General features: G+C 53.0%; 19 protein-coding genes and 1 tRNA gene. 7 read left to right on the top strand and 13 right to left on the bottom strand.

Annotated features, from left to right (window positions below; all coding sequences use genetic code 11):
* Window positions 1–25: 25 nt before the first annotated feature.
* The 5 genes from PUV54_RS09905 to ectA are packed head-to-tail and all read right to left on the bottom strand — an operon-like array spanning window position 26 to window position 4151.
* Window positions 26–346 (bottom strand): hypothetical protein, encoded by a 321-nt coding sequence (locus PUV54_RS09905; protein ID WP_274492069.1) that lies wholly within the window; start codon window positions 344–346, stop codon window positions 26–28.
* Window positions 347–393: 47 nt separating this feature from the next.
* Window positions 394–1848 (bottom strand): aspartate kinase, encoded by a 1455-nt coding sequence (locus tag PUV54_RS09910; RefSeq protein ID WP_274492070.1) that lies wholly within the window; start codon window positions 1846–1848, stop codon window positions 394–396.
* 24 nt (window positions 1849–1872) lie between these two features.
* On the bottom strand, window positions 1873–2265 hold the full coding sequence (locus tag PUV54_RS09915) for an ectoine synthase (RefSeq protein WP_274492071.1): 393 nt from the start codon (window positions 2263–2265) through the stop codon (window positions 1873–1875).
* A 10-nt stretch (window positions 2266–2275) separates the two neighbouring features.
* Window positions 2276–3571, bottom strand: a complete 1296-nt coding sequence (gene ectB / locus PUV54_RS09920) for a diaminobutyrate--2-oxoglutarate transaminase (RefSeq protein WP_274492072.1) — start codon at window positions 3569–3571, stop codon at window positions 2276–2278.
* Between the two features lie 34 nt (window positions 3572–3605).
* Window positions 3606–4151, bottom strand: coding sequence for a diaminobutyrate acetyltransferase (ectA, locus tag PUV54_RS09925; protein WP_274492073.1), 546 nt, complete (start codon window positions 4149–4151; stop codon window positions 3606–3608).
* 412 nt (window positions 4152–4563) lie between these two features.
* Here ectA and PUV54_RS09930 point away from each other — a divergent pair.
* Window positions 4564–4640, top strand: a tRNA-Arg gene (locus PUV54_RS09930).
* A 105-nt stretch (window positions 4641–4745) separates the two neighbouring features.
* Complete coding sequence (ggt, locus tag PUV54_RS09935) at window positions 4746–6569, top strand: gamma-glutamyltransferase (RefSeq protein WP_274492074.1); 1824 nt, start codon at window positions 4746–4748, stop codon at window positions 6567–6569.
* A gap of 3 nt (window positions 6570–6572) precedes the next feature.
* On the opposite strand, the gene PUV54_RS09940 is transcribed toward ggt, so the two are convergent.
* From PUV54_RS09940 to PUV54_RS09950, 3 genes are read right to left on the bottom strand one after another with little or no spacing between them, the layout of a single operon-like run.
* Entirely contained in the window at window positions 6573–8006 is a 1434-nt protein-coding gene (locus PUV54_RS09940; RefSeq protein ID WP_274492075.1) for a sensor histidine kinase, read from the bottom strand.
* Between the two features lie 8 nt (window positions 8007–8014).
* A complete protein-coding gene (locus PUV54_RS09945; protein WP_274492076.1) occupies window positions 8015–9427 on the bottom strand; it encodes a dihydrolipoyl dehydrogenase family protein in 1413 nt (470 codons plus the stop codon).
* Window positions 9428–9431: 4 nt separating this feature from the next.
* Entirely contained in the window at window positions 9432–10157 is a 726-nt protein-coding gene (locus PUV54_RS09950) for a TVP38/TMEM64 family protein (protein ID WP_274492077.1), read from the bottom strand.
* A 287-nt stretch (window positions 10158–10444) separates the two neighbouring features.
* Between PUV54_RS09950 and rpmH the strand changes: the two genes are divergently transcribed.
* The 5 genes from rpmH to PUV54_RS09975 are packed head-to-tail and all read left to right on the top strand — an operon-like array spanning window position 10445 to window position 14445.
* Entirely contained in the window at window positions 10445–10579 is a 135-nt protein-coding gene (gene rpmH, locus PUV54_RS09955; protein WP_274492078.1) for a 50S ribosomal protein L34, read from the top strand.
* A gap of 55 nt (window positions 10580–10634) precedes the next feature.
* Window positions 10635–10970 carry a ribonuclease P protein component gene (gene rnpA, locus PUV54_RS09960; RefSeq protein WP_274495221.1) on the top strand — a complete coding sequence of 112 codons (336 nt, stop codon included), beginning with the start codon at window positions 10635–10637 and terminating at the stop codon, window positions 10968–10970.
* Between the two features lie 58 nt (window positions 10971–11028).
* Window positions 11029–12825, top strand: a complete 1797-nt coding sequence (gene yidC, locus PUV54_RS09965) for a membrane protein insertase YidC (RefSeq protein ID WP_274492079.1) — start codon at window positions 11029–11031, stop codon at window positions 12823–12825.
* Window positions 12822–13466, top strand: coding sequence for a ribosome biogenesis GTP-binding protein YihA/YsxC (yihA, locus tag PUV54_RS09970; protein WP_274492080.1), 645 nt, complete (start codon window positions 12822–12824; stop codon window positions 13464–13466). The genes yidC and yihA overlap by 4 nt, the downstream gene beginning before the upstream one ends.
* Window positions 13467–13509: 43 nt before the next feature.
* Entirely contained in the window at window positions 13510–14445 is a 936-nt protein-coding gene (locus PUV54_RS09975; protein WP_274492082.1) for a tyrosine recombinase XerC, read from the top strand.
* Here PUV54_RS09975 and PUV54_RS09980 read toward each other — a convergent pair.
* From PUV54_RS09980 to PUV54_RS10000, 5 genes are all read right to left on the bottom strand, one after another.
* On the bottom strand, window positions 14442–15866 hold the full coding sequence (locus PUV54_RS09980) for an alanine/glycine:cation symporter family protein (protein ID WP_274492083.1): 1425 nt from the start codon (window positions 15864–15866) through the stop codon (window positions 14442–14444). The genes PUV54_RS09975 and PUV54_RS09980 overlap by 4 nt on opposite strands.
* 87 nt (window positions 15867–15953) lie before the next feature.
* Entirely contained in the window at window positions 15954–17123 is a 1170-nt protein-coding gene (locus tag PUV54_RS09985; RefSeq protein ID WP_274492084.1) for a cystathionine gamma-synthase, read from the bottom strand.
* Between the two features lie 393 nt (window positions 17124–17516).
* Window positions 17517–17981 carry a YaiI/YqxD family protein gene (locus PUV54_RS09990; RefSeq protein WP_420797956.1) on the bottom strand — a complete coding sequence of 155 codons (465 nt, stop codon included), beginning with the start codon at window positions 17979–17981 and terminating at the stop codon, window positions 17517–17519.
* 121 nt (window positions 17982–18102) lie between these two features.
* Window positions 18103–18450: a Spx/MgsR family RNA polymerase-binding regulatory protein gene (locus PUV54_RS09995; RefSeq protein ID WP_274492086.1), complete on the bottom strand. Its 348-nt coding sequence runs from the start codon at window positions 18448–18450 to the stop codon at window positions 18103–18105.
* Between the two features lie 258 nt (window positions 18451–18708).
* Window positions 18709–20097, bottom strand: a complete 1389-nt coding sequence (locus PUV54_RS10000; protein ID WP_274492087.1) for a pyridoxal-phosphate dependent enzyme — start codon at window positions 20095–20097, stop codon at window positions 18709–18711.
* Window positions 20098–20187 lie beyond the last annotated feature (90 nt).

Here is a 20187-nt window from a genome sequence, read left to right on the forward strand (position 1 = left end):
AATTGCCCGATGACAATTCGTTATTTTAGTGGATGGTTGTGGGCTGATCCCGATTATCAATTACATGGGCTTGTTCGAGGTTGAGGCTCACGCCAGCGCTGATGGGCTCAGCGAGTTGAAGCAACTTATTTTTGTCCTCCTCATCCCACATGGCGAACGCGAGTAGGTGAGCGGTATTGTCCTTTTCTTCGGCCTGCATGAAGACAAACAGGCCATCTTCATTCATGAAATAAGTATGCGAGCCAAAAGCCTCTTCCAACTTACTGATTGCAGCGTGCTCTTGTTTTATAGCAGTTAGGTCTGTCTTTTTTTCGACAGCATCAATCTGAATTTCAGTAAGCTGCATAAGAACCTCTCTAAGTTACCCGCGCGCATTACTTTTGAGCCCGTTATTTAAGCTGCTTCCTGCCGCTTTGCCGTGTCGTCTGTGTTTTCCACTAATACTCGGTGGAGAACAGCAACGCCTTTGTCGTAGTCTTCGGCATCAATTACGAATTGAATATCGACGTGGCGCATGGGTTGTTGCATGCCTAGAAGTTCAATGCCTTCCTTTGCTAATGCAGAAACTGCGGTCGACGTTAGCCCGGACCGATTAAGGTCGCTGCCAATAACTGAGAGAACCGCAACTTTCCGAACGGTGATGGATGCTGACGGAAACTTCTCTTCAAGATCGGCGCTCACACGCCTTGCAGCTTTGAGGGAACCGTAAAGATAGTGTGTAATACTGTTCGCGTTTGACGACTTGGAAACAATCGAAACGCGGTGTCTTTCAAGCGCAGAAAGGATGGCTGTGTCATATCCTTTTACGCCAACCATGTCTTGTTCAAAAAACTCAAGCGCGAGAACGCTTTTTCGACCCGTGATGATTTCGGCGCCGGGAACATCAGAAATGTAATCGCCACTAATGACTGTGCCAGGATCGTCAGGGTCAAATGTGTTTTTGACACGCAATGGGATGTCTGCCTGCCGTAGACCTTTCGCAGCGCGTGGATGTATCGCTTCCATGCCCATATTCGAGAGCTGGTCAGCGACATCATAATTGGTTTTGCCAATTTTTCTTACCTTGTTTTCGCCAACAAGATTAGGGTCTGCGCTTGAAAGGTGAAATTCTTTGTGAATGATTGCTTCTGCGGCGTTCGTCAGAACTGCAACGCGCGAAAAGGTTGCTTCTGTATATCCGCGTCCATAAATTTGCATCATGCCTTCACGGCAATGTGCGTAACCAGTCAGAATGGGCAGTTCTTTTTCCAAATCTACTTGCGCCAGAGCTGTATTCAACCGCTCATCAAGGGTTGGTGATTCTTCGGTGCGCCAGCCAGTTAAGTCGATGAATGACGCATTGACGCCGTGTTGGCGTAATAACAAAGCCGTATTGTGTGCGCTTTGCGCTTCCCCCAAAGCGGACAACATCTCTTTTACTGTCGAGAGATGGTCGTCCACTCTGAAGTGACCGAAAGAGCAAAGCCGTTGAATATCAAGCAGGCAGCTTCGAACGCCTTCAATACGTTCTCTTACAAAATTATCTGCAGCGGCCCGGTCGGCGTTGTCGTCAAAAATACTTGCATTGATTTCTCGCATCCGCACGCCGACCGCAGTAAGGGCGTCACCCCACGTCCAGTCCGATTCCGTGCTGGAAAATAATGAAAATACGCCCGGATTGCCCGTTTTCTTATCTTCGATGAGCAAATTGGTGACGCCCGCGTAAGCCGACACGACAAAAACCCTGTTATAGAAAGAACCTTTGCCGCCCTTGAGAAAAATGTTCTTCAGAACTGCATCGGTGTTGGAAATAGAAGTGCCGCCAATCTTCTCGACGGTATGTTTATTTTGTTCAGTTGTTTTTGTCATAATATCCTTCGGGCGCGCTGCGTTTTAGCTTGCTTCCTCAATGAGCGGATAAGCGCCATCTTTGTTATGTACTTCCTTGCCAGTAACTGGGGGTGAAAATACGCAGGCCATAATCATTTCTTCCTCAGCTCTAAGTATATGCCGGTCATGTTTATCGAGCGCATAGACAACACCTGGCGCGATTTCATGTGTCGAGCCTTCATCCAGATCTTCAATGCTGCCTTTGCCAGAAACGCAATACACAGATTCAAGATGGTTCTGATAATGCATTTTCAGTTCGGCACCCTTGTGGATGGTTGTGATATGAAATGAAAAACCCATTCCATCATCCTTCAGCAAGAGGCGGACACTGCTCCACCCGTCGGAATCCACACGGCGATCAGTATTTTTTTCTTGATGATAGTTTCTTACAATCATGATTATCCCGCTAGGCTGCTTGTTGTGTATGTTTCTTTGCCACCGTTCTTACGGCCTGGGTTAGAATGTTGAGGCCTTTTTCCAAGTCGTCATTGCTGATTGTCAAAGGCGTCAGGCATTTTACGATTTCATCATCGGTGCCGCTGGTTTCGATGATCAGGCCATGTTCGAAAGCTTCCGTTACAATTTCAGCAGCAATGTCGCCTGACTTCACGTCTATGCCGCGCATCATGCCTCTGCCTTTCAGTCCAACGACGAGCGAACTGTTTTCGTCTTTTATGTTGGATAAGGCGTTTTCAAGAATAGCGGCCTTCTCAGAAATTTCCTGCTCGAATTTCTTATCGCGCCAATAAGTTTCAAGAGCTGCTTTCGCAGTGATAAAGGCGTGGCAGTTGCCACGGAACGTGCCGTTATGTTCGCCTGGCTTCCAGATATCGAGATCGCGTTTGATTAGTGTCAGCGCCATTGGAAGGCCAAAGCCGGAAATAGATTTCGCCAAAGTCACGATGTCCGGGTTGAGTTCTGCAGGTTCAAAGCTGAAGAATGTACCCGTGCGTCCTATGCCTGCCTGAATATCATCGACGATGAAAAGAGCGCCGTGCTTGCGTGCGATGGATTGAACCTTTTTGAGCCAGCTGAAGCTTGCGACATTCAAGCCACCTTCACCTTGTACTGTTTCAACGATGATCGCAGCAGGCGCGTCTACGCCGCTTGATGAGTCTGACAGAACACGATCCAGTTGAGCAGCCGAGTCCGAGCCGTCGCCAAAGTAATTATCGTAAGGCATGCGTGTAACGCCGCCTAGCGCGACACCGGCGCCGCCCCGGTGATGTCCATTGCCTGTAGCGGCCAATGCGCCAAGCGTTACGCCATGAAAGCCGTTTGTAAAACTGATAATGTTTTCGCGGCCCGTGACTTTTCTTGCAAGTTTTAACGCCGCCTCGACAGCGTTGGCGCCTGTAGGCCCCGGAAATTGAACGACATAGTCAAGACTTCGCGGTTTGAGAATTGTTTGCTCAAACTCTAGCAAGAATGCTTCTTTAGCGTCAGTCTCCATATCAAGACTGTGGGTAACCCCATCGCGTTCCATGTATTCGATAAGCGCCTTTTTAAGCACAGGGTGATTGTGCCCGTAATTTAGGGAAGAGCAGCCAGCAAGAAAATCTATATATTCCTTGCCGCTTTCATCCCTAACCGTGGCACCGGATGATGATACGAACTTGACTGGAAAATTCCGAGCATAGCTACGTACATCAGACTCGCGACGTTCAAATACATTTTGCTTTTCGCTTTTCTCAAAAGCCATTATTTTTTCCTAAGTTGCTAAGAAGCAGTTATTGTTAGAGCGGGCCGATGGTGACCAAATGCTCTGTATCGTGTTGGCCGCCGAAGTCTTCATTCTTGTCAAACCAAGGCTCATCACGCATCGGAGCCAACCGGGATTTTGCGAGAGAAGAAAACAGCCGCCATGAAGCAGCGTTATCTTTCGTAATTGTTGTTTTCAGATATTTTGCTCCGAAAGCGCCTTCACAGGCCAACAACTCTGAAAGAAGCTTCTTGCCGAGCCCTTCGCCTCTTGCAGCGCTAGAAACGGCAACCTGCCACACAAAAATCGTCTCCTTATCTTCAGGAGGACGATAGGCGGAAATCCACCCGACAAGTTCTTCGTTGCGCTCTGCTGCTATGCAGGTCTGTGCAAAGTGTGAACATAGCAGCAAATTGCAGTACATTGAATTTTCATCAAGCGGGGCGCAATCGCGCACCAACCGCCAAACCCGCTGACCATCGGACTTAACCGGGTGGCGAAATTGCGTTTGTGCTTCTTTAGCCGCGCCCAGATCTGCTAAGGCATGCCCGGAGGGTTCAGATGCGAGTTCATTAGGCATGGCTATTACTTAGAATATCTAAGCACGCTGTCAACCGCGCCGCCTATGGCAGTGATAATTTATTGCTATCACGAAGAGAAAAATTACAAGATTATATCTCATAATAGATAAATATAATATATGATAAGGATATTTGGAGGAAACTGTTCATTTTCTATAATTCGATTGTCTAACAAAAAAGTCGATGCGGCAACTGGTCCACTAAACTCGAACAGACACACCGCGACGTCATGTGCTGAGTTCAAATTTATGCGTCCCATCAATGCCGGGGCGTCTGCGCCTTGAAATCTTATTTTCGCACAAATGCATCGGCGTTAGGGACGGCGACAGTTCAATTACTCTTGCTTTAGTCGCTTGCAATTTCAGTCTGCATGAGGTTAAACCCGCGCCTCGCGTCGAGAGTGGCCGATTAGCACCCGTAGCTCAGCTGGATAGAGCACCAGACTACGAATCTGGGGGTCTGAGGTTCGAATCCTCACGGGTGCGCCATAACCAACAAGCAGAGCCATTTTTGCCTGAAACAGGGTCGAAAGGCTAATCGGTCTTGCGTATGCTCCTATGTCACGGTGGATCAGCGCGAGGAGCAATTTGGTTATGGGCATGTTTAGTTGTCGGGCAATTTGGCTTGTTACCATTGCAACGCTTAGCGTCTCTTGCGGGCGGGATGTCGCCGAGGACAGCGCTTCAAGTGATGTGTCGTCATCAAATACTGAAACCGCAGAAACTCCAGCGGGGAATTCGAAAAATCACTGGTTCATCGCCGCTGCTAATCCTTATGCTGCTGAAGCTGGCGCCGACATTTTAAGACGCGGTGGTTCGGCCGTGGATGCGGCGATTGCGACTCAAGCTGTACTTGGGCTTGTTGAGCCTCAGTCCTCCGGTTTTGGTGGCGGCGCATTCATGCTGCATTACGATCCTGCAACGCAAAGTCTCGAAACTTATAATGGTCGAGAAGTAGCGCCTACTTCTGCAACGCCTGAAAGGTTCCTCACCGAAGCTGGCGAGCCGATGAATTTTTATGATGCCGTGGTTGGCGGACTTTCTGTGGGCGTGCCAGGCGTGGTGCGGATGCTGGAGATGGCGCACCAAGAACATGGCAAGCTGCCGTGGGCGGAAACGATTTTGCCTGCTGCTAAACTCGCCGAGGATGGTTTTGAGGTTTCGCCGAGACTGAATGGCCTTTTATCTCGCATCCCCAGGCTCAAACAGTTACCTGCGGCGGCTGAGTATTTTTATGACGATACCAGCTCGCCTTGGCCGGTCGGTCATGTTTTAAAGAACCCAGCCTATGCAAAAACGCTCAATGCAATTGCAGCAGATGGAGCGGAGGCATTTTATAGTGGTGAGATCGCCGCAGCAATTGTCGAAGCGGTAAATGACGCTCCCAATCCTGGGGGCATGACGCTTGAAGATCTGCAAGGCTATAGAGCGGTAAAGCTAGATCCCGTATGCAGTGGATACCGTGTATATCAAATCTGTTCGATGGCGCCCCCAAGTTCTGGCGGGGTTACAGCACTTCAAATACTTACGTTGCTGGAAAAATTTGACCTCTCAGCCGCTGGTCCAGGATCAATTGAATCGTTGCATCTACTTTTTGAAGCAAGTCGGCTCGCCTATGCGGACCGTAATCAATTTCTTGCCGATAACGATATGCTTTCGGGGGAAGGGTTGTCGCCAGAAGCTGTCATCGCAGGTTTGTTAAATCCGCCGTACCTTGAAGCGCGAGCTGCGCTGATCGACCCTGGTTACGCTGCTGAGCGCGTTGGAGCGGGCAACCCTGCCGCTTACGATAACGAGGAGAATGCTGGCGCCTGGAAACGCTATGGGGCCGATGCCTCACCTGAGCCGCCTTCCACCAGTCATTTTGTCATTGTTGACGGTTACGGGCGGGTTGTGTCCATGACAACGACTGTTGAATTCGCGTTTGGCAGCCATCTCATGGCGGCAGGTATGGTGCTTAATAATCAGCTAACTGACTTTTCATTTCTTCCAGAACGAGATGGCAGGCCGGTTGCGAATGCCGTGGCTCCAGGCAAACGTCCGCGCAGTTCAATGACGCCAGTGATTGTCTTTGATGGCGAGGGCGACGTCTGGTCAGCGATAGGCTCGCCAGGCGGCCCTGCAATTATTGGATATGTTGTAAAAACTCTGATCGCAATGATTGATTGGGGAATGAGCCCACAAGCGGCAATTGAATATCCGAATGCCGTATACCCAAGGGGGGCTCCTCTACTCGAGGAAGGCGGCTTCGACGCGCAAATTGTTGAGGGTCTGAAACAGAAAGGCCATCCGGTCGAGGTTCGCGGCTTAAACAGTGGCGTTCACGCATTCAAAGTAATGCCCAATGACGCATTTGAGGGCGGCGCCGACCCTCGTCGGGAAGGCGTATGGCTTACAGGCGTCGTTGAGAAAGAATAAGAATTAAGCTGAAGACAACGGTAGTGATATAGAAAACGACGCACCGTTATTGTCGCTTTTTTTAAGCTTCAACGCGCCGCCGTGTGCACGGATAACTTCCGATGCAATTGCTAATCCCAGGCCCGAACCGCCGGGTTTGCGCGAGCCCTTAAAGGGTTCAAACAACACTTGCAGGGCATGTTCTGGAAGGCCGGGACCTGTGTCGCTGATAATAATCTGGATGAATCCCTCTTGGGCTTTCGCTGTAAAAGAGAGTTCGCCGACGATTTCTTCACTGTTGGTTGATGTATCGTTTGGCGGTTCAGGTTGCATCGCTTCTATGGAGTTGCGGGCAATGTTGAATAAAGACCTATAAAGCTGTGTACGATCTGCAACGATCATCAACTCGTCCGAAATAGTGTTTTTGGCGGCGATGCCGATGGCCGCCGTATCATCAAGGACTTCGTCAACTAGAGCACTCAGAGAAAAATTCGATTTATCTAGAGCGCTGGGCTCCATCCTCCCAAAAGTCAGCGTGTCGCGACTGAGTGTTATCGCGCGGTCAAGCGCCGAAAGCAGGCGCGGCGTTAATTTGCGCACGCTGGGATCGTCTGATTTGGACAGTCTGTCCGACATCAACTGCGCAGAAGCGAGAATGTTCCGTAAGTCGTGACTGATTTTTGAAATACCTGCGCCTAGCGCGGCTAGCCTCCGGCGTTCGTTGAGAAGGTTGAGTACGCTAGTCTCCATAGCTGCAAGGCTCTTTTCGGCGGCGCCAAGCTCATCCTTCCTGTCGCTAGGTTGTAGGATCCCTCCGTGGCTTTCAGGGTCTGCCTCGAAAGCCGTAATATTCGCAGTCAGGTTTTTAACTGGCCTGACAATGATCCGGTTGAGCGCCCAATAAACGAGCCCTGCCGTTAATGTGGAAATAATAAGTGAGAGACCCAGAATATTTGCTGCATAGGCATGCATGTCATTACGAAGCGCGCGCTGAGAAACAATGATGTTCACTTTCTGATCAGAGGCGAACCTTGGCGCGCCAGTCGCTTGAATTAACCGATCGCCACGTGAAAACATGGTTGCCCATGCATTCTTAATGAGAGACAAGGGGCCTTGCTCTTCCAAAAATACCTGTTTGATGTCCGGAGATCCGTGAGGATTGATTTCAGGCGCCAAAATTAACATGCGCATGTCGTCGTTGTTGATGGTTACACCTAAAATGTTAGCAGTTGAAAAGAGTTGCCTCAGCGTATCTTCATCAAGCGGTTCCTTGCGGGGGCCTTCTAGGGCAAGGCTGGCTAGATAAGCTTCCTCGATACGCATGGAAAACCAGTCGTGTCGCTGCTTTGCGATAGACGGGACAAGCACGACAAATTCGGCAAAGAAAATGAACAATACAATCAAAATCAACAGTTTGGTTGATAATGATCGGCCGGAATTAGATTTTATCGGAAGCATAGAGCCATTCAGTCGAAGGTTGAGAGCAATCGAACTAGGCTGCGTGTTTTATTGGAAAAAAGAGTTGGCGTATACCAAGCGCCCGCAGCGCGTTTTCCTGCTTCGCTGCGCGTCGGATAGGGAGCTATCATATCCGTAAAGGCGCGGATTTTAAGGCCTTCCGTAACCGCCATAATCCAAGGCGCCAATAAATCGCCCGCTTCCTTGCCGACAATGCCGGCGCCAAGAATGAGGCCTTTTTTATTGGTAATGATCTTAACGTGCCCGCGCGTATCTTTTTCGGTGATTGCCCGATCATTGTCCGTAAACGGCCACGTCGCAATACGAATATCTTTATGTTTTTCCCGCGCCTCGTTCTCGGTGAGCCCGACCTGCGCTAGTTCCGGATCACAATACGTGACGCGCGGCGAAAAGTTTTCCCTGTTTTTAGAGGGCATTTTAAAAAGTATGTTCCGCACAACAACAGACGCATGGTACCCAGCGACATGCGTGAATTGGCGCCCGCCGGTGACGTCGCCTACTGCGTAAATTCGCTTATTGCTAGTGCGAAGGCGCGCATCGGTTTTGACGCCGCGTTCGTCATAGTCAACACCGGCTGGCCCTAGGTTAAGCTCTTCGACAACGGGCTTGCGCCCAACAGCTATCAGAAGATGTGTGCCGTCTACTGTTCCTTTATCGGTTGTGATGCGTATGCCAGACTCAGTTTTTTCAGCGCGCGCAGCTTTAGTATGTTCGAGTAATTGAACGCCATCCGATAGTAGCTGTTCTCGAACCACGCTTGTAAGATCGCTATCTTCTCGATTGAGGATAGTTCCTCCTTCAATAAGTGTAGTTTCTGAGCCGAGACGACGGTGAGCCTGCGCCATTTCAACACCAATCGGGCCACCGCCGATAATGATTAAGTGAACTGGGCGGGCCTTGTTCTGAAAGATAGTTTCGTTTGTGAAGAATGGCGTTTCTTTAAAACCCTCTATCGGTGGGATAAATGGCCTTGAACCGGTGGCGATCACGAAATGCTTTGCTTTGACATTGTATTCGCCAGCCTCAAGTTCCCGTGGCCCGGTAAAGGTTGCTTTTTCTCTCAGCACTTTTACGCCTAGTTTTTCAAACCTTTCCTGGCTGTCATTGGGTTCGATGGCGGCGATAGCGGCATGGACATGGTCCATGACAGCGGCGAAATCTATATCGGGGTCTATTGCGGTTAGGCCATATTTGCCGGCGTTTCTCATGGCATGCGCTCGCGCCGCGGCGGCGATCAGAGCCTTTGAGGGGACGCAGCCCGTATTGAGGCAGTCCCCACCCATTTCACCTTTTTCGATGAGTATAACTTTGCGGCCAAGTTGTGCGGCGCCTGCTGCAATAGAGAGACCGCCGGAACCGGCGCCAATGACGCATAGATCTGCTTTGAGCGTTTGGGGCATGCTATTATTCCTCTAGCTCGTTTTTTTTGCGTCTTAAAAATACGGGTATAAGAGCAAGAACGATCAAACCTGCAATTGGTATCAGTGTCGCCGGTTTGAAAAGCACGCCGCTTAAAGTGAGGTCGCCGCCCGCCGCCAGAACCTTGTCAGCGCCAGCACCAATGCTAGCGTACACAAACGAGCCCGGGATGATGCCGAGACCGGTTCCGATTAAAAAGTTTCGCAACGAAACCCCCAAAAGCCCTGCCGCGATATTTACACCCCAGAAGGGGAACACGGGTGCAAGGCGAAGGATGAACATGTAACTGAGCTCGCCCTCACGAAATCCCTTTTCCATTCGTTTGGCGAACCCTCCGGCACGTTTGCTTAACAAATCGCCGAGCGCGTATTTTGCTGCGAGAAAAACTATCGTGGCGCCTAATGTGGCGGCAATCACGATTAAAGGTGTTCCGGGCCATAATCCGAAAAGAAAGCCGCCGAAGATTGTAAGTATGCTCGCCCCAGGGAAGGAAATTGCAACGGCGGCGGCATAGGCCAAGACGAAAATAACCATGGCGCGCAGAGGAGCCGATTCGACCCAACCTCGCATGGCATCCCGGTTGTCGCGTAAAGAATCGAGCGTGAAATACTGGTTTAGGCCCATGGCGAAAAAAAGCGCCAATGCAGCGGCAATAAGGGCAAGGGGTGCAATTCGCCTGGTAAGAGAAGGTTTTGGGGAGGTGCCTGTCATATATTTTGGTCGTTTCTACGTATAAATTGGTTTGGCGGCTTTGCTGCTCGGGTTTCGCCCGTGTAGCCGATTATCCGCTCGTTTGTGTTCACGTTGCGCGATACTGTACTCACATTGGCGCGAAGGTTGGGGAAGACGCAATAATACGCCCAATTCCTCAAAAGCCGGGTGATTTTCGCATAGGCGGTGTTGACGGGCCGAATTCAGCGGTTTATCTCCCCGCCTCTTGCTCTAAATGGAGCGATCTGCGGCGCGCGCCGCGAAATCTATGTCTTGAGGACTGAACGATGAAACGGACATATCAACCGAGCCGGCTGAAGCGTAAGCGCCGTCACGGCTTTCGTGCGCGCAAAGCGACCAAGGGCGGTCGCAAGGTGCTTGCATCGCGTCGTTCGAAGGGCCGTAAGCGGCTCTCCGCCTAGATCATAGAAATCCTTGAAAATTCAAGAGGATAACGCGTCAGGCCGTGAGTTGTGCTTGGGCGTCATCAAGAAACGGCGGGATTTTCTCGCAATGCGTGACGCCAGAAAAGCGCAAAGCCGCTCGTTTCTTATGCTGGCGCGACAAAACCCTGAAAATGAGGGGAAAGTCCGGCTAGGGCTGACGGTTACCAAAAAAATTGGCGGTGCGGTGGTGAGGAACCGGATTCGCAGGCGCTTGCGAGCTGCGGCGCGGGAGGTCTTTCCCGGGAAATCCAAGGCGGGTACCGACTACGTCCTGGTGGCGCGGAAAGCGGCGTATGATCGCAATTACGCCGCCCTTCTTGACGATATGAAGCGCGCCCTTTTAAGCCTCGCCAGTAACACTACATAACAACGCATTCGGGGCGGGATGCTAGGCGCGCGCCTCCAGCAAACCATTGGGATCATTCATGGACCGCAATCTGATCATGGCGATCGTCCTTTCTATGGGCGTGCTTCTGGCCTGGGATTTTCTAATTCTGGGACCGCAGCGGGATGCGCAGGAAGCCGCACGCGCAGAACAGGCGGCGCAGCAGTCGCAGGAAACGACCGAAGATTCCGCCGATATTCTTGGTGGCGGACTGGTGGAGGAAGCAGCGCCGGTCTCGGTTGAAGAAGCGCTGGCGCGCTCGCCAGGTCGCGTGCCGATCCGAACTGAAACACTCGAAGGTTCGATCAATTTGCGTGGCGGCCGTGTCGATGACCTCAAGCTCCTTCAATATCACGAAGAGGTTGATGAAAGCAGCCCGGTCATCCGTTTGCTGAACCCTGATGAAACCGAACACGGACATTTCATCCAGCAGGGATGGGCGCTTGGAAAAGAACTAGGAGCAAGGGCCGAATGGCAGGCGCCTGAGGCCGCCGTACTGACGCCTTCAACACCAGTCACGCTAACCCGCACCGCCGGCGACCTCGTTTTCGAAAAAACGATTTCCGTCGATGACAAGTACATGTTCACCGTGCAGCAAACGATCACAAATAATAGTCCGGGTGACCGGGTCGTTCGCGCCTATGCGACGGTAACGCAACGGAACATTCCGGAAGACTTCAGGAACTTCATGATTTTGCATGAAGGGCCGCTCGGCGTCATCGGCACGAAACTGTACGAGCGGAAATACAACACGCTCAGAAAAAACAAAAACAAGCGGGTTGAAGAAGCGGGCGTCGGCGGCTGGATCGGCATCACCAATAAGAACTGGCTGGCCGCGGCGATACCGCCCCAGGATGCGGAAATTGACGCCGTCCTGACAAACCGGGGAACGGAAGAAAACCCCGTATTCGAGTCCTTCTATGCGATGCCCGCTGAAACGCTCGCGCCCGGGCAGTCGCTAACGAAGACATCCTATATGTTCGGGGGGCCTAAAGATGTTGACCTTTTGCAGTCTTATGAGGCCCAGCCCGAAGATGGCGGTCTCGGCGTCTATGACTTTGATAAAGCCGTTGATTGGGGCCATTTATTTTTTCTGACGCGTCCGATTTTTTATACGCTCAACTTCTTCGGAGATTTGATCGGAAACTTTGGCGTCGCCATCCTGATTCTCACTCTCATCATCAAGCTCATTCTCTTTCCATTGGCGAACAAAGGGTATGAGTCCATGTCGAAGATGAAAAAGTTGCAGCCGGAAATCAAAAAGCTGCAGGAGCGCTATGCTGATGACAAGATGAAGATGCAGCAGGAAATGATGGCGCTTTACAAAAAGGAAAAGATGAACCCCATGGCGGGGTGTTTTCCTATCCTATTGCAGATGCCCATTTTCTACGCGCTCTATAAAACCTTGTTTGTCACGATCGAACTGCGTCACCAGCCGTTTTTATATATTAGTGATTTGTCAGCGCCCGATCCGACGACAATTTTCAATCTCTTTGGGCTTTTGCCTTACGACCCAACCTCTGTTCCGCTTATTGGCGTGATCTTAGGTCTCGGCATTCTTCCGATCATGATGGGGATCGCCATGTGGTTCCAGTTTAAATTGAACCCGCCCCCGACCGACCCCGTTCAGGCGCAAATGTTTGCTTTCATGCCATGGGTGTTCATGTTTATTTTTGCGCCTTTTGCGGCGGGCCTCGTGCTCTACTGGTTCTGGAACACGTTCCTGGGAATATTCCAGCAGTGGTATATTATGGAAAAGAACGGCGTGAAGGTCGAACTAGGCGAGCGCATCAAACTTCCATGGACGAAGAAAAGCGCTTCCAGTGAGGCGAAGTGAGCGGAGAAGCCGTCTTCTCCAGCGACGACTTAGAAGCGGGCCGGCTTTTGTTTGCGAAGCCGGCCGTCTTCATGAAAGGCGTGGTCAATCTCGACGGACTGCCTGATGAGGGGCCTGCCGAGATTGCGTTTGCCGGGCGTTCGAATGTGGGTAAATCCACTTTGCTGAACGCGATTGTCGGGCAAAACGGTTTGGCGCGCGCATCGAATACGCCTGGCCGTACGCGAGAGATAAATTATTTCGATCTTGAGGGTTCGCTGCATCTGGTGGACTTGCCGGGTTACGGCTATGCGCGCGCCTCGCGAAAAGAAGCAGAACAGTGGATGGCGCTGACGCGTGACTTTTTACGGGGAAGGTCAGTTTTACGTCGTGTTTGCCTGCTGGTTGATTCGCGCCATGGTCTAAAACAGTCTGATACAGATGTAATGGATCTTCTGGATGAAGCGGCTGTGAACTATCAGATCGTGCTGACGAAGATCGATAAGATAAAGCCAACTGCGCTTGCGAGTCTTGTCGAGGCAACCTCTAAAAAGATAATTCGCCGCCCTGCCGCGCACCCGTTTATCCGCTCAACGTCATCCGAAAAGGGCGACGGCATCCCGGAACTGCGCGCTGAACTGGCTGCTCTCGCCGTTCTGTAAAGGGTTTGTTAACTATCGGCGTCGTTGGGTGGGGGCCATGAGTATGGCTGAACAATCACAACAGTCTTTGACACACTGGCGCAACGCCTTTGCGCAGCATTTGAAGTCAGAAAAGCGCAGCAGCCAATATACGCAACGTAATTACAATTCTGCGCTGGAGCGGTTTGAAAGTTTCCTCATTGACTATCGGGCTGAGACATTAAATCTCAATTTGTTATCTAGGCTTGAAACGAAAGATTTCCGCGCGTTTCTGGCGGCGCGCCGTAATGAGGGGCTGTCGCCGCCATCAATCAAGCTGGAACTTTCAGCGCTGAAAACTTTTTTTTCCTTTCTGAAAAAACGGGCAGGGGTCGATAATGACGCCATCGCCATCATGCGCGGCCCGAAAACGAAAGAACGTCTGCCAAGACCGGTCACGCAAAAAGACGCCGAAGCATTAATGGATGCGGCGGCGACGTTAAAAACTTCGACGCGAAAACAGACTTGGGAACAGGCGCGGGATGCAGCGCTGATGACGCTGCTTTACGGTGTTGGCTTGCGCATTTCTGAGGCCTTGTCTCTAAAATGGTCCGACGCCCCGCTGGGTGAAACGCTGCGCATCAAGGGGAAGGGCGCAAAGACGCGGATTGTACCTGTCGTGCCCGCCGCACGCAAGGCAATTAATACGTACACAGAGCTTTGCCCCTTTGGCGGCGAAGCGGAAGGCCCGCTATTCTTTTCAACACGGGGCAAGGCGCTGTCGCCTCGACTTGTCCAGCGCACGATGGCGCAATTGCGGGCGGCGCTCGGCCTGCCGGATTCGGCGACGCCCCACGCCTTGCGTCACGCCTTTGCGACGCATCTTTTATCGGCGGGCGGCGATCTGCGCGCCATACAGGAACTCCTCGGTCACTCATCGCTGGCGGCGACCCAGCGCTATACAAAAATCGACAGCGAAAACCTTCTCCGCGTTTTCGACAAGGCTCACCCCAGAGCCTAAATTCCATGCTTTGCCTCATAGGCTTTCACGTCGCGCTTCAGTTCCGGCAACAGGAAATAGAGCGCAAGGATATTCGGTATCGCCATGGCGAACAGCATCGAGTCGATGAAATTCAAGATGGCGCCGACCGACACCGCCGCGCCGGTAGAGAGTGCAACGCAAAGCAGCACTTTGAATATGACATCGCCATATTTCGACCCACCGGAGAGATAGGCGAAGGCTTGCGCGCCGTAAAACGCCCAACTCACCAATGACGTAAAGGCAAACAGCGTTGACGAAACGAGCAGGATCACGGGGAACCAGCTAAAGGTGTTCTCGAACGCCTGTGATGTCAGTTCGATGCCTTGCACGTTGTCGCTGAACATGAACGGCTCATAAACGCCGGTGATAATAACGACCAGCGCGGTAATCGTGCAGACGACAATCGTGTCGAGAAACGGTTCGATCAGCGCCACATAACCTTCGGTCATGGGTTCGTTGGTTTTCACGGAAGCGTGGGCGATGGCGGCGGAGCCGACGCCCGCCTCACAGGAATAGGTGGCGCGGCGCATGCCGTTGATCAGCGCGCCTACAAGACCGCCGCCGAGGGCGTCGAGGCCGAACGCGCTCCTGAATATGGTCATGATCGCGTCGGGCAGGGCGGTGATGTTGAGCCCGATGATGATCAGCGCCGCGCCGATGTAAACAACCGCCATGAACGGCACGATCTTGCCGGCGACGTAACCAATGCGCCGAATGCCGCCAAGGACGACGACGCCCACAAGCGCCGCCATGATAACGCCGAAGGTGACGGGCGCCGAAATGCCGGTGACGTTGGCGAACTGCGCATGGCTCTGGTTTACCTGAAAAATGCTGACAGACCCGCCGATGGCCATGAGCGCGAAAAAGATCGCCGCGCCCTTGCCGAATGTTTTCCAGCCCATGCGGGCGAAAACCGCTTCGATGTAATACATCGGCCCGCCTATGGTGCGCCCGTCGGGGAGGACTTTGCGGTATTTCACCGCCAGCGCGCATTCGGCGAACTTTGTCGCCATGCCGAAAAACCCGGCGAGGATCATCCAGAAAACGGCGCCCGGTCCGCCAAGAATGATCGCCAGCGGCACCGACGCCACATTGCCAAGGCCAATGGTACCGGAAAGCGCGGCCGACAGTGCCTGAAAATGAGAGATTTCGCCTGACGCGTCGATGTGTTCCTTCGGATTGAAGATCAGGTGAAACGCGTGGCGAAAGCCGCGGAAATTGATGAAGCGCAGATAGACCGAAACGATCACGCCCGCCGCCATCAGCCAGACGACCACCAGCGGTAGCGACACGCCGAACACGTCAACGGAAAAGAATATGATCGATGACACAAAATCGCTGACCGGCGTCAGGGCGTTGTCGATGCTTTGCGCAAGTCCGGCGGTTTCAGCGTCAGCCATGCATGGCCCTTTCCGGGCCTTCTTGCGCCCTCTTCTGCAAAACGCGGCAGTCTAACAATCTTCGCGGGCTTGTCACTTGGCGGCGCGTCAAAGCCCGGCGAGGGCGTTATCAAGATCGCGGCGAAGATCCTCGAGGTCCTCTACGCCGACCGAAAGCCGCACAAGGGAATCGTCAACGCCCAGCTCCGCGCGCCGTTCTGGCGGGATCGAGGCGTGAGTCATGATGCCGGGGTGTTCGATCAGGCTTTCAACGCCGCCGAGGGATTCGGCGAGGGTGAAAAGCTCGACCCGTTCCAGCATCGCCTTCGCCGCATCGAGGCCGCCTTTGAGGAAAATCGTCACCATGCCGCCGAACGCCTCCATCTGGCGTTTGGCGAGCTCGTGACCGGCGTGCGATTTGAGCCCCGGATAATTGACGCGCTCAATGGCGGGGTGCGCCGCCAGCCACTCTGCAAGGGCCATGGCGTTTGACGATGAACGCTCAAGCCGCAGCGAAAGCGTTTTCAGGCCCCGCAAAGCCAGAAACGAATCGAACGGCGCCTGAATGCCGCCGATGGAGTTCTGCAAAAATGCAAGCCGGTCGCCGAGATCCTTGTCGTTGACGACCAGCACGCCGCCGATGACGTCCGAGTGGCCGCCGAGATATTTCGTCGCCGAATGCATGACGATATCGGCGCCGAAATCGAGCGGGCGCTGACAATATGGCGAGGCGAATGTGTTGTCACAGCCGACCATGATCCCGTGCTTCTTCGCGATCTTTGAAATCGCTTCAATGTCGACGATCTTCAACAGCGGATTGGTCGGCGTTTCGAGCCAGACCATTTTCGTTTCCGGCGTGATCGCCGATTCAAAGTTCTCCGGCTTTGTCAGGTCCACGTAAGAGAACGACATATTCGCCGAGTCTCTCCGTACACGTTCAAACAGCCGAAAAGTGCCGCCGTAAACGTCATCCATGGCGATCACGTTCGAGCCGGCAGGAAAGAGTTCCAGCATGGTCGCGATCGCCGCCATGCCTGAGGCGAAAGCGAACCCGCGCGAGCCGTTTTCCAAATCCGCGATGCAGCGTTCATAGGCGAAGCGCGTCGGGTTCGCGCCTCGGGCATAGACGAAACCTTTGTGCACGCCCGGGCTTTCCTGGGCATAGGTCGATGTCTGGTAAATCGGCTGCATCACCGCGCCGGTGGTCGGGTCATGTTCTTGACCGGCGTGGATCACGCGCGTTGCGAAAGCGGGTCTGTTTTTCTTGTCGCTGCTCATCGGGCGGGGCTCCCTTTTCCTTTCGCTCGCCTTAGCGCGGGCGGCGGCGGATTGCCAGCGCGGTGTCGCCCGCCCGTCTTTCTGTGATAAAAGTTGTTGGGCGAGGCCCGTCGCGGCCGCTTCATTTGGCTTGTCCGCTGGGCTGCAGCCGTTTTTTGTACAATTCTCGGGTCACTTTTTCGTACAACTTTCTCCATTGGGCGCAGCTCCGCCGCGCTCCGGCGCCGTGCCCTGAAACGCAACGCCGGCATCAATCACGCGAAGACTATAAGGCCGTTTGGAAAGTGGGGGATAACCTTCCACCGAAACTGGGTTTCGTGGCGATTTTCATCAGATAGGATGTAATTTTTCAGTCCCGGCTCGCCTTAGCGTTGTGTGGGATCGCGCTGCAACTTAGCCGCGTTTGAGGCGCACGATGGTCTCATCCAGCGTCTGTAAAAACCGCGAGCGGTCAGCCTTTTGAAACGGCGCCGGGCCGCCGGAAAAATCGTCGCCATTGCCCTTGCCGATCCCGGCGCGTAGATCCGCCATCAGGGCGCGGGCGGCGACCGCCGAACCGATTGTGTCGGCGGTAAACGGCTCGCCCTTGGGGCTGATGACAGCAGCGTTATTTTTAAGGCAGCGTTCGGCGAGCAGAATATCGGCGGTAATAATAATGCTGCGCGCATCGGCGTGGTCGGCCACAAAATCGTCTGCTGCATCATAACCGTCGCTGACGGTCACGCGTTCGATCAGTTCATGTTTTGGCACGCGGATTGGCGCGTTGGCGACGACCGTCACCGGCACGGCGTAGCGGAATGCCACTTTGTAGATTTCTTCCTTCACCGGACAGGCGTCGGCGTCAACGAGGATGTGGATGGTGTTGGTCACGCCCGAACTAAGGTTAGTTCGTCATCCCGGGCTTGACCCGGGATCCATGGTAAATTGCAGCATTTGGATATGGATTGCGGGTCGGAGCCCGCAATGACGGCGTTGATGGTCATACGTTCAACACCTCTTCCTGTACGTCCTTTGTCCAGCCGACGAACACTTGCGTCGGGCCGTTTTCAATGACGGGACGTTTGATCAGTGTCGGGTGCTTCGCCATCAGATCGACAGCTTTTTTCTCTGTGACGTTTTCTTTCTCCGCAGCGGAAAGTCCGCGCCAGGTGGTCGAGCGGGTGTTGAGGAGTTTGTCAGTCCCCACAGCGCTCGCCCAGCGGCCGATCTGCATTTTTGTCGGCGTTTCCTCGCGCACGTCGTGAAAGGAATAGCGCACGCTCGCGCCATCGAGCGCCTTCAACGCCTTGCGGCAGGTATCACAGTTTTTCAGGCCGTAGATGTTCATAGTGTTATTTTTTGTTTTGAATTCCAAATTTGAAAAACAGGAAAGTTACAACTGCAATGCAAACAAGGTAGAAGGCATCGAAAAGAGTGTTCTTTAAGAAGTGGTCTTCATATTCAGGCATAACTCCAAACCGAAATATTGCGTATGTTTTTAATATAAAAATCGACAAATTTATGATTAAGAGCAACGCGAGTACTGCGAATAGTGACCACCGAAAGAACTGCCAGCTCTTTGACTTATTTTCGGAGGTCTTATCCATCAAGCCACCTGCAATCTCAGATAATTCAACAAATCCGTCCTTGTAATGAGGCCCTCAAACTTTCCGTCTTTCAGAACGACGGCGACGTGGCCCTTGGCGAAGATCGGCAGGAGCGACTGCATATCCTGTTTCGCCTCGACAGTTTCGACGCGATAGGTCATGGCGGATTTGACCGGGTCCTGAAATTTCTCGCGATTTCTTACGACTGCGAAAAGAATGTCTTCTTCATCGAGGAGGCCGGTAACGCCGCCATCGTCGTCGAGCACCGGCAGTTGCGAGATATCGTACAGCTTCATTTTGCCGTAGGCTTGCATCAGCGTGTCGTCTGGTTTCACGGTAATTGTCGCGCGCTCCGAATGGCGCCGCGAGATAAGATCGGTAAGGTCGCCGCGGGGCGGCCGTTTCAAAAATCCCTGATCGTACATCCAGTAGTCGTTGAACATCTTGGAGAGGTACTTGTCGCCACGGTCGCATACAAAAGCGACGACGCGTTTTTTCTGTTTCTGCTCGCGGCAATATTTGAGCGCGGCCGCGAGGATCGTGCCGGAGGACGATCCGCCAAGGATGCCCTCTTTTTTCAAAAGATCCCGCGCCGCCTCGAAACTTTCCTTGTCGGTGATGTCATAGGCTTTTTTGACATGGCTTAGATCGGCGATGTCGGGAATGAAATCCTCGCCGATGCCTTCCACCAGCCAGCTCCCCAGCTCGTTCGGGATTTTGCCGGTGTTGACGTAATCGGTGAGGATCGAGCCTTTCGGGTCGGCGAGAATAATTTCCGTATCCGGAGATTTTTCCCGAAAGAACCGCGACAGGCCGGTGATAGTGCCCGCCGAGCCGACGCCAGCGATAACGGCGCCCACATCCCCATCCATCTGGCCGAGAATTTCAGGCCCCGTCGCCTCGAAATGGGCTTTTGGATTGGCGGCGTTGCCGAACTGGTTGACGTAGAACGCGCCGGTCTCCTCGGCGATTCGCTCAGCCATATCCTGATAATATTCAGGGTGGCCCTTGCCCACGTCAGAACGCGTCAGGCGCACATCGGCGCCGAGGGCTTTCAGGTGAAAGATCTTTTCCTGCGCCATCTTGTCGGGCACGACGATGATGGTCTTGTACCCTTTTTGCGCAGCGACAAGGGCGAGGGCGAGGCCGGTGTTGCCCGCGGTCGCCTCGATAATCGTGCCGCCAGGCTTTAAACGGCCGTCCTTTTCCGCAGCCTCGATCATGGCGACGCCGATGCGATCCTTGATCGAACCGCCGGGATTGTTTGCCTCAAGCTTCAGATAGAGCTCGCAGGCCCCCGTGTCGATGCTCGAAATTTTCACCATCGGCGTTTTGCCGATGCCTTCAAGCACATTGTCCAGAACCGGGCCGTATGGCGTCTCTTTCATGGGAGAAATCCTTGAATTGAGTTTAGCGGGACTTAACCCAAAGCCGGGCGACCCCGCAAGGCGCGGCGAAGACGGTTATGGTGCATTTGT

The organism is Hyphococcus flavus (genome assembly GCF_028748065.1).
GTDB classification, from domain to species: Bacteria; Pseudomonadota; Alphaproteobacteria; order Caulobacterales; family Parvularculaceae; genus Hyphococcus; species Hyphococcus flavus.

What these genes read in the sequence shown, in the direction of transcription:
- PUV54_RS09975 (WP_274492082.1), top strand. Translation starts at nt 13,510, where the DNA reads ATGGCTGAACAATCACAACAGTCTTTGACACACTGGCGCAACGCCTTT.
- PUV54_RS09915 (WP_274492071.1), bottom strand. Translation starts at nt 2,265, where the DNA reads ATGATTGTAAGAAACTATCATCAAGAAAAAAATACTGATCGCCGTGTG.
- ectA (WP_274492073.1), bottom strand. Translation starts at nt 4,151, where the DNA reads ATGCCTAATGAACTCGCATCTGAACCCTCCGGGCATGCCTTAGCAGAT.
- yidC (WP_274492079.1), top strand. Translation starts at nt 11,029, where the DNA reads ATGGACCGCAATCTGATCATGGCGATCGTCCTTTCTATGGGCGTGCTT.
- ectB (WP_274492072.1), bottom strand. Translation starts at nt 3,571, where the DNA reads ATGGCTTTTGAGAAAAGCGAAAAGCAAAATGTATTTGAACGTCGCGAG.
- PUV54_RS09940 (WP_274492075.1), bottom strand. Translation starts at nt 8,006, where the DNA reads ATGCTTCCGATAAAATCTAATTCCGGCCGATCATTATCAACCAAACTG.
- rpmH (WP_274492078.1), top strand. Translation starts at nt 10,445, where the DNA reads ATGAAACGGACATATCAACCGAGCCGGCTGAAGCGTAAGCGCCGTCAC.
- PUV54_RS09945 (WP_274492076.1), bottom strand. Translation starts at nt 9,427, where the DNA reads ATGCCCCAAACGCTCAAAGCAGATCTATGCGTCATTGGCGCCGGTTCC.
- PUV54_RS09995 (WP_274492086.1), bottom strand. Translation starts at nt 18,450, where the DNA reads ATGAACATCTACGGCCTGAAAAACTGTGATACCTGCCGCAAGGCGTTG.
- PUV54_RS09910 (WP_274492070.1), bottom strand. Translation starts at nt 1,848, where the DNA reads ATGACAAAAACAACTGAACAAAATAAACATACCGTCGAGAAGATTGGC.
- PUV54_RS09905 (WP_274492069.1), bottom strand. Translation starts at nt 346, where the DNA reads ATGCAGCTTACTGAAATTCAGATTGATGCTGTCGAAAAAAAGACAGAC.
- ggt (WP_274492074.1), top strand. Translation starts at nt 4,746, where the DNA reads ATGGGCATGTTTAGTTGTCGGGCAATTTGGCTTGTTACCATTGCAACG.
- PUV54_RS09950 (WP_274492077.1), bottom strand. Translation starts at nt 10,157, where the DNA reads ATGACAGGCACCTCCCCAAAACCTTCTCTTACCAGGCGAATTGCACCC.
- PUV54_RS10000 (WP_274492087.1), bottom strand. Translation starts at nt 20,097, where the DNA reads ATGAAAGAGACGCCATACGGCCCGGTTCTGGACAATGTGCTTGAAGGC.
- PUV54_RS09980 (WP_274492083.1), bottom strand. Translation starts at nt 15,866, where the DNA reads ATGGCTGACGCTGAAACCGCCGGACTTGCGCAAAGCATCGACAACGCC.
- PUV54_RS09985 (WP_274492084.1), bottom strand. Translation starts at nt 17,123, where the DNA reads ATGAGCAGCGACAAGAAAAACAGACCCGCTTTCGCAACGCGCGTGATC.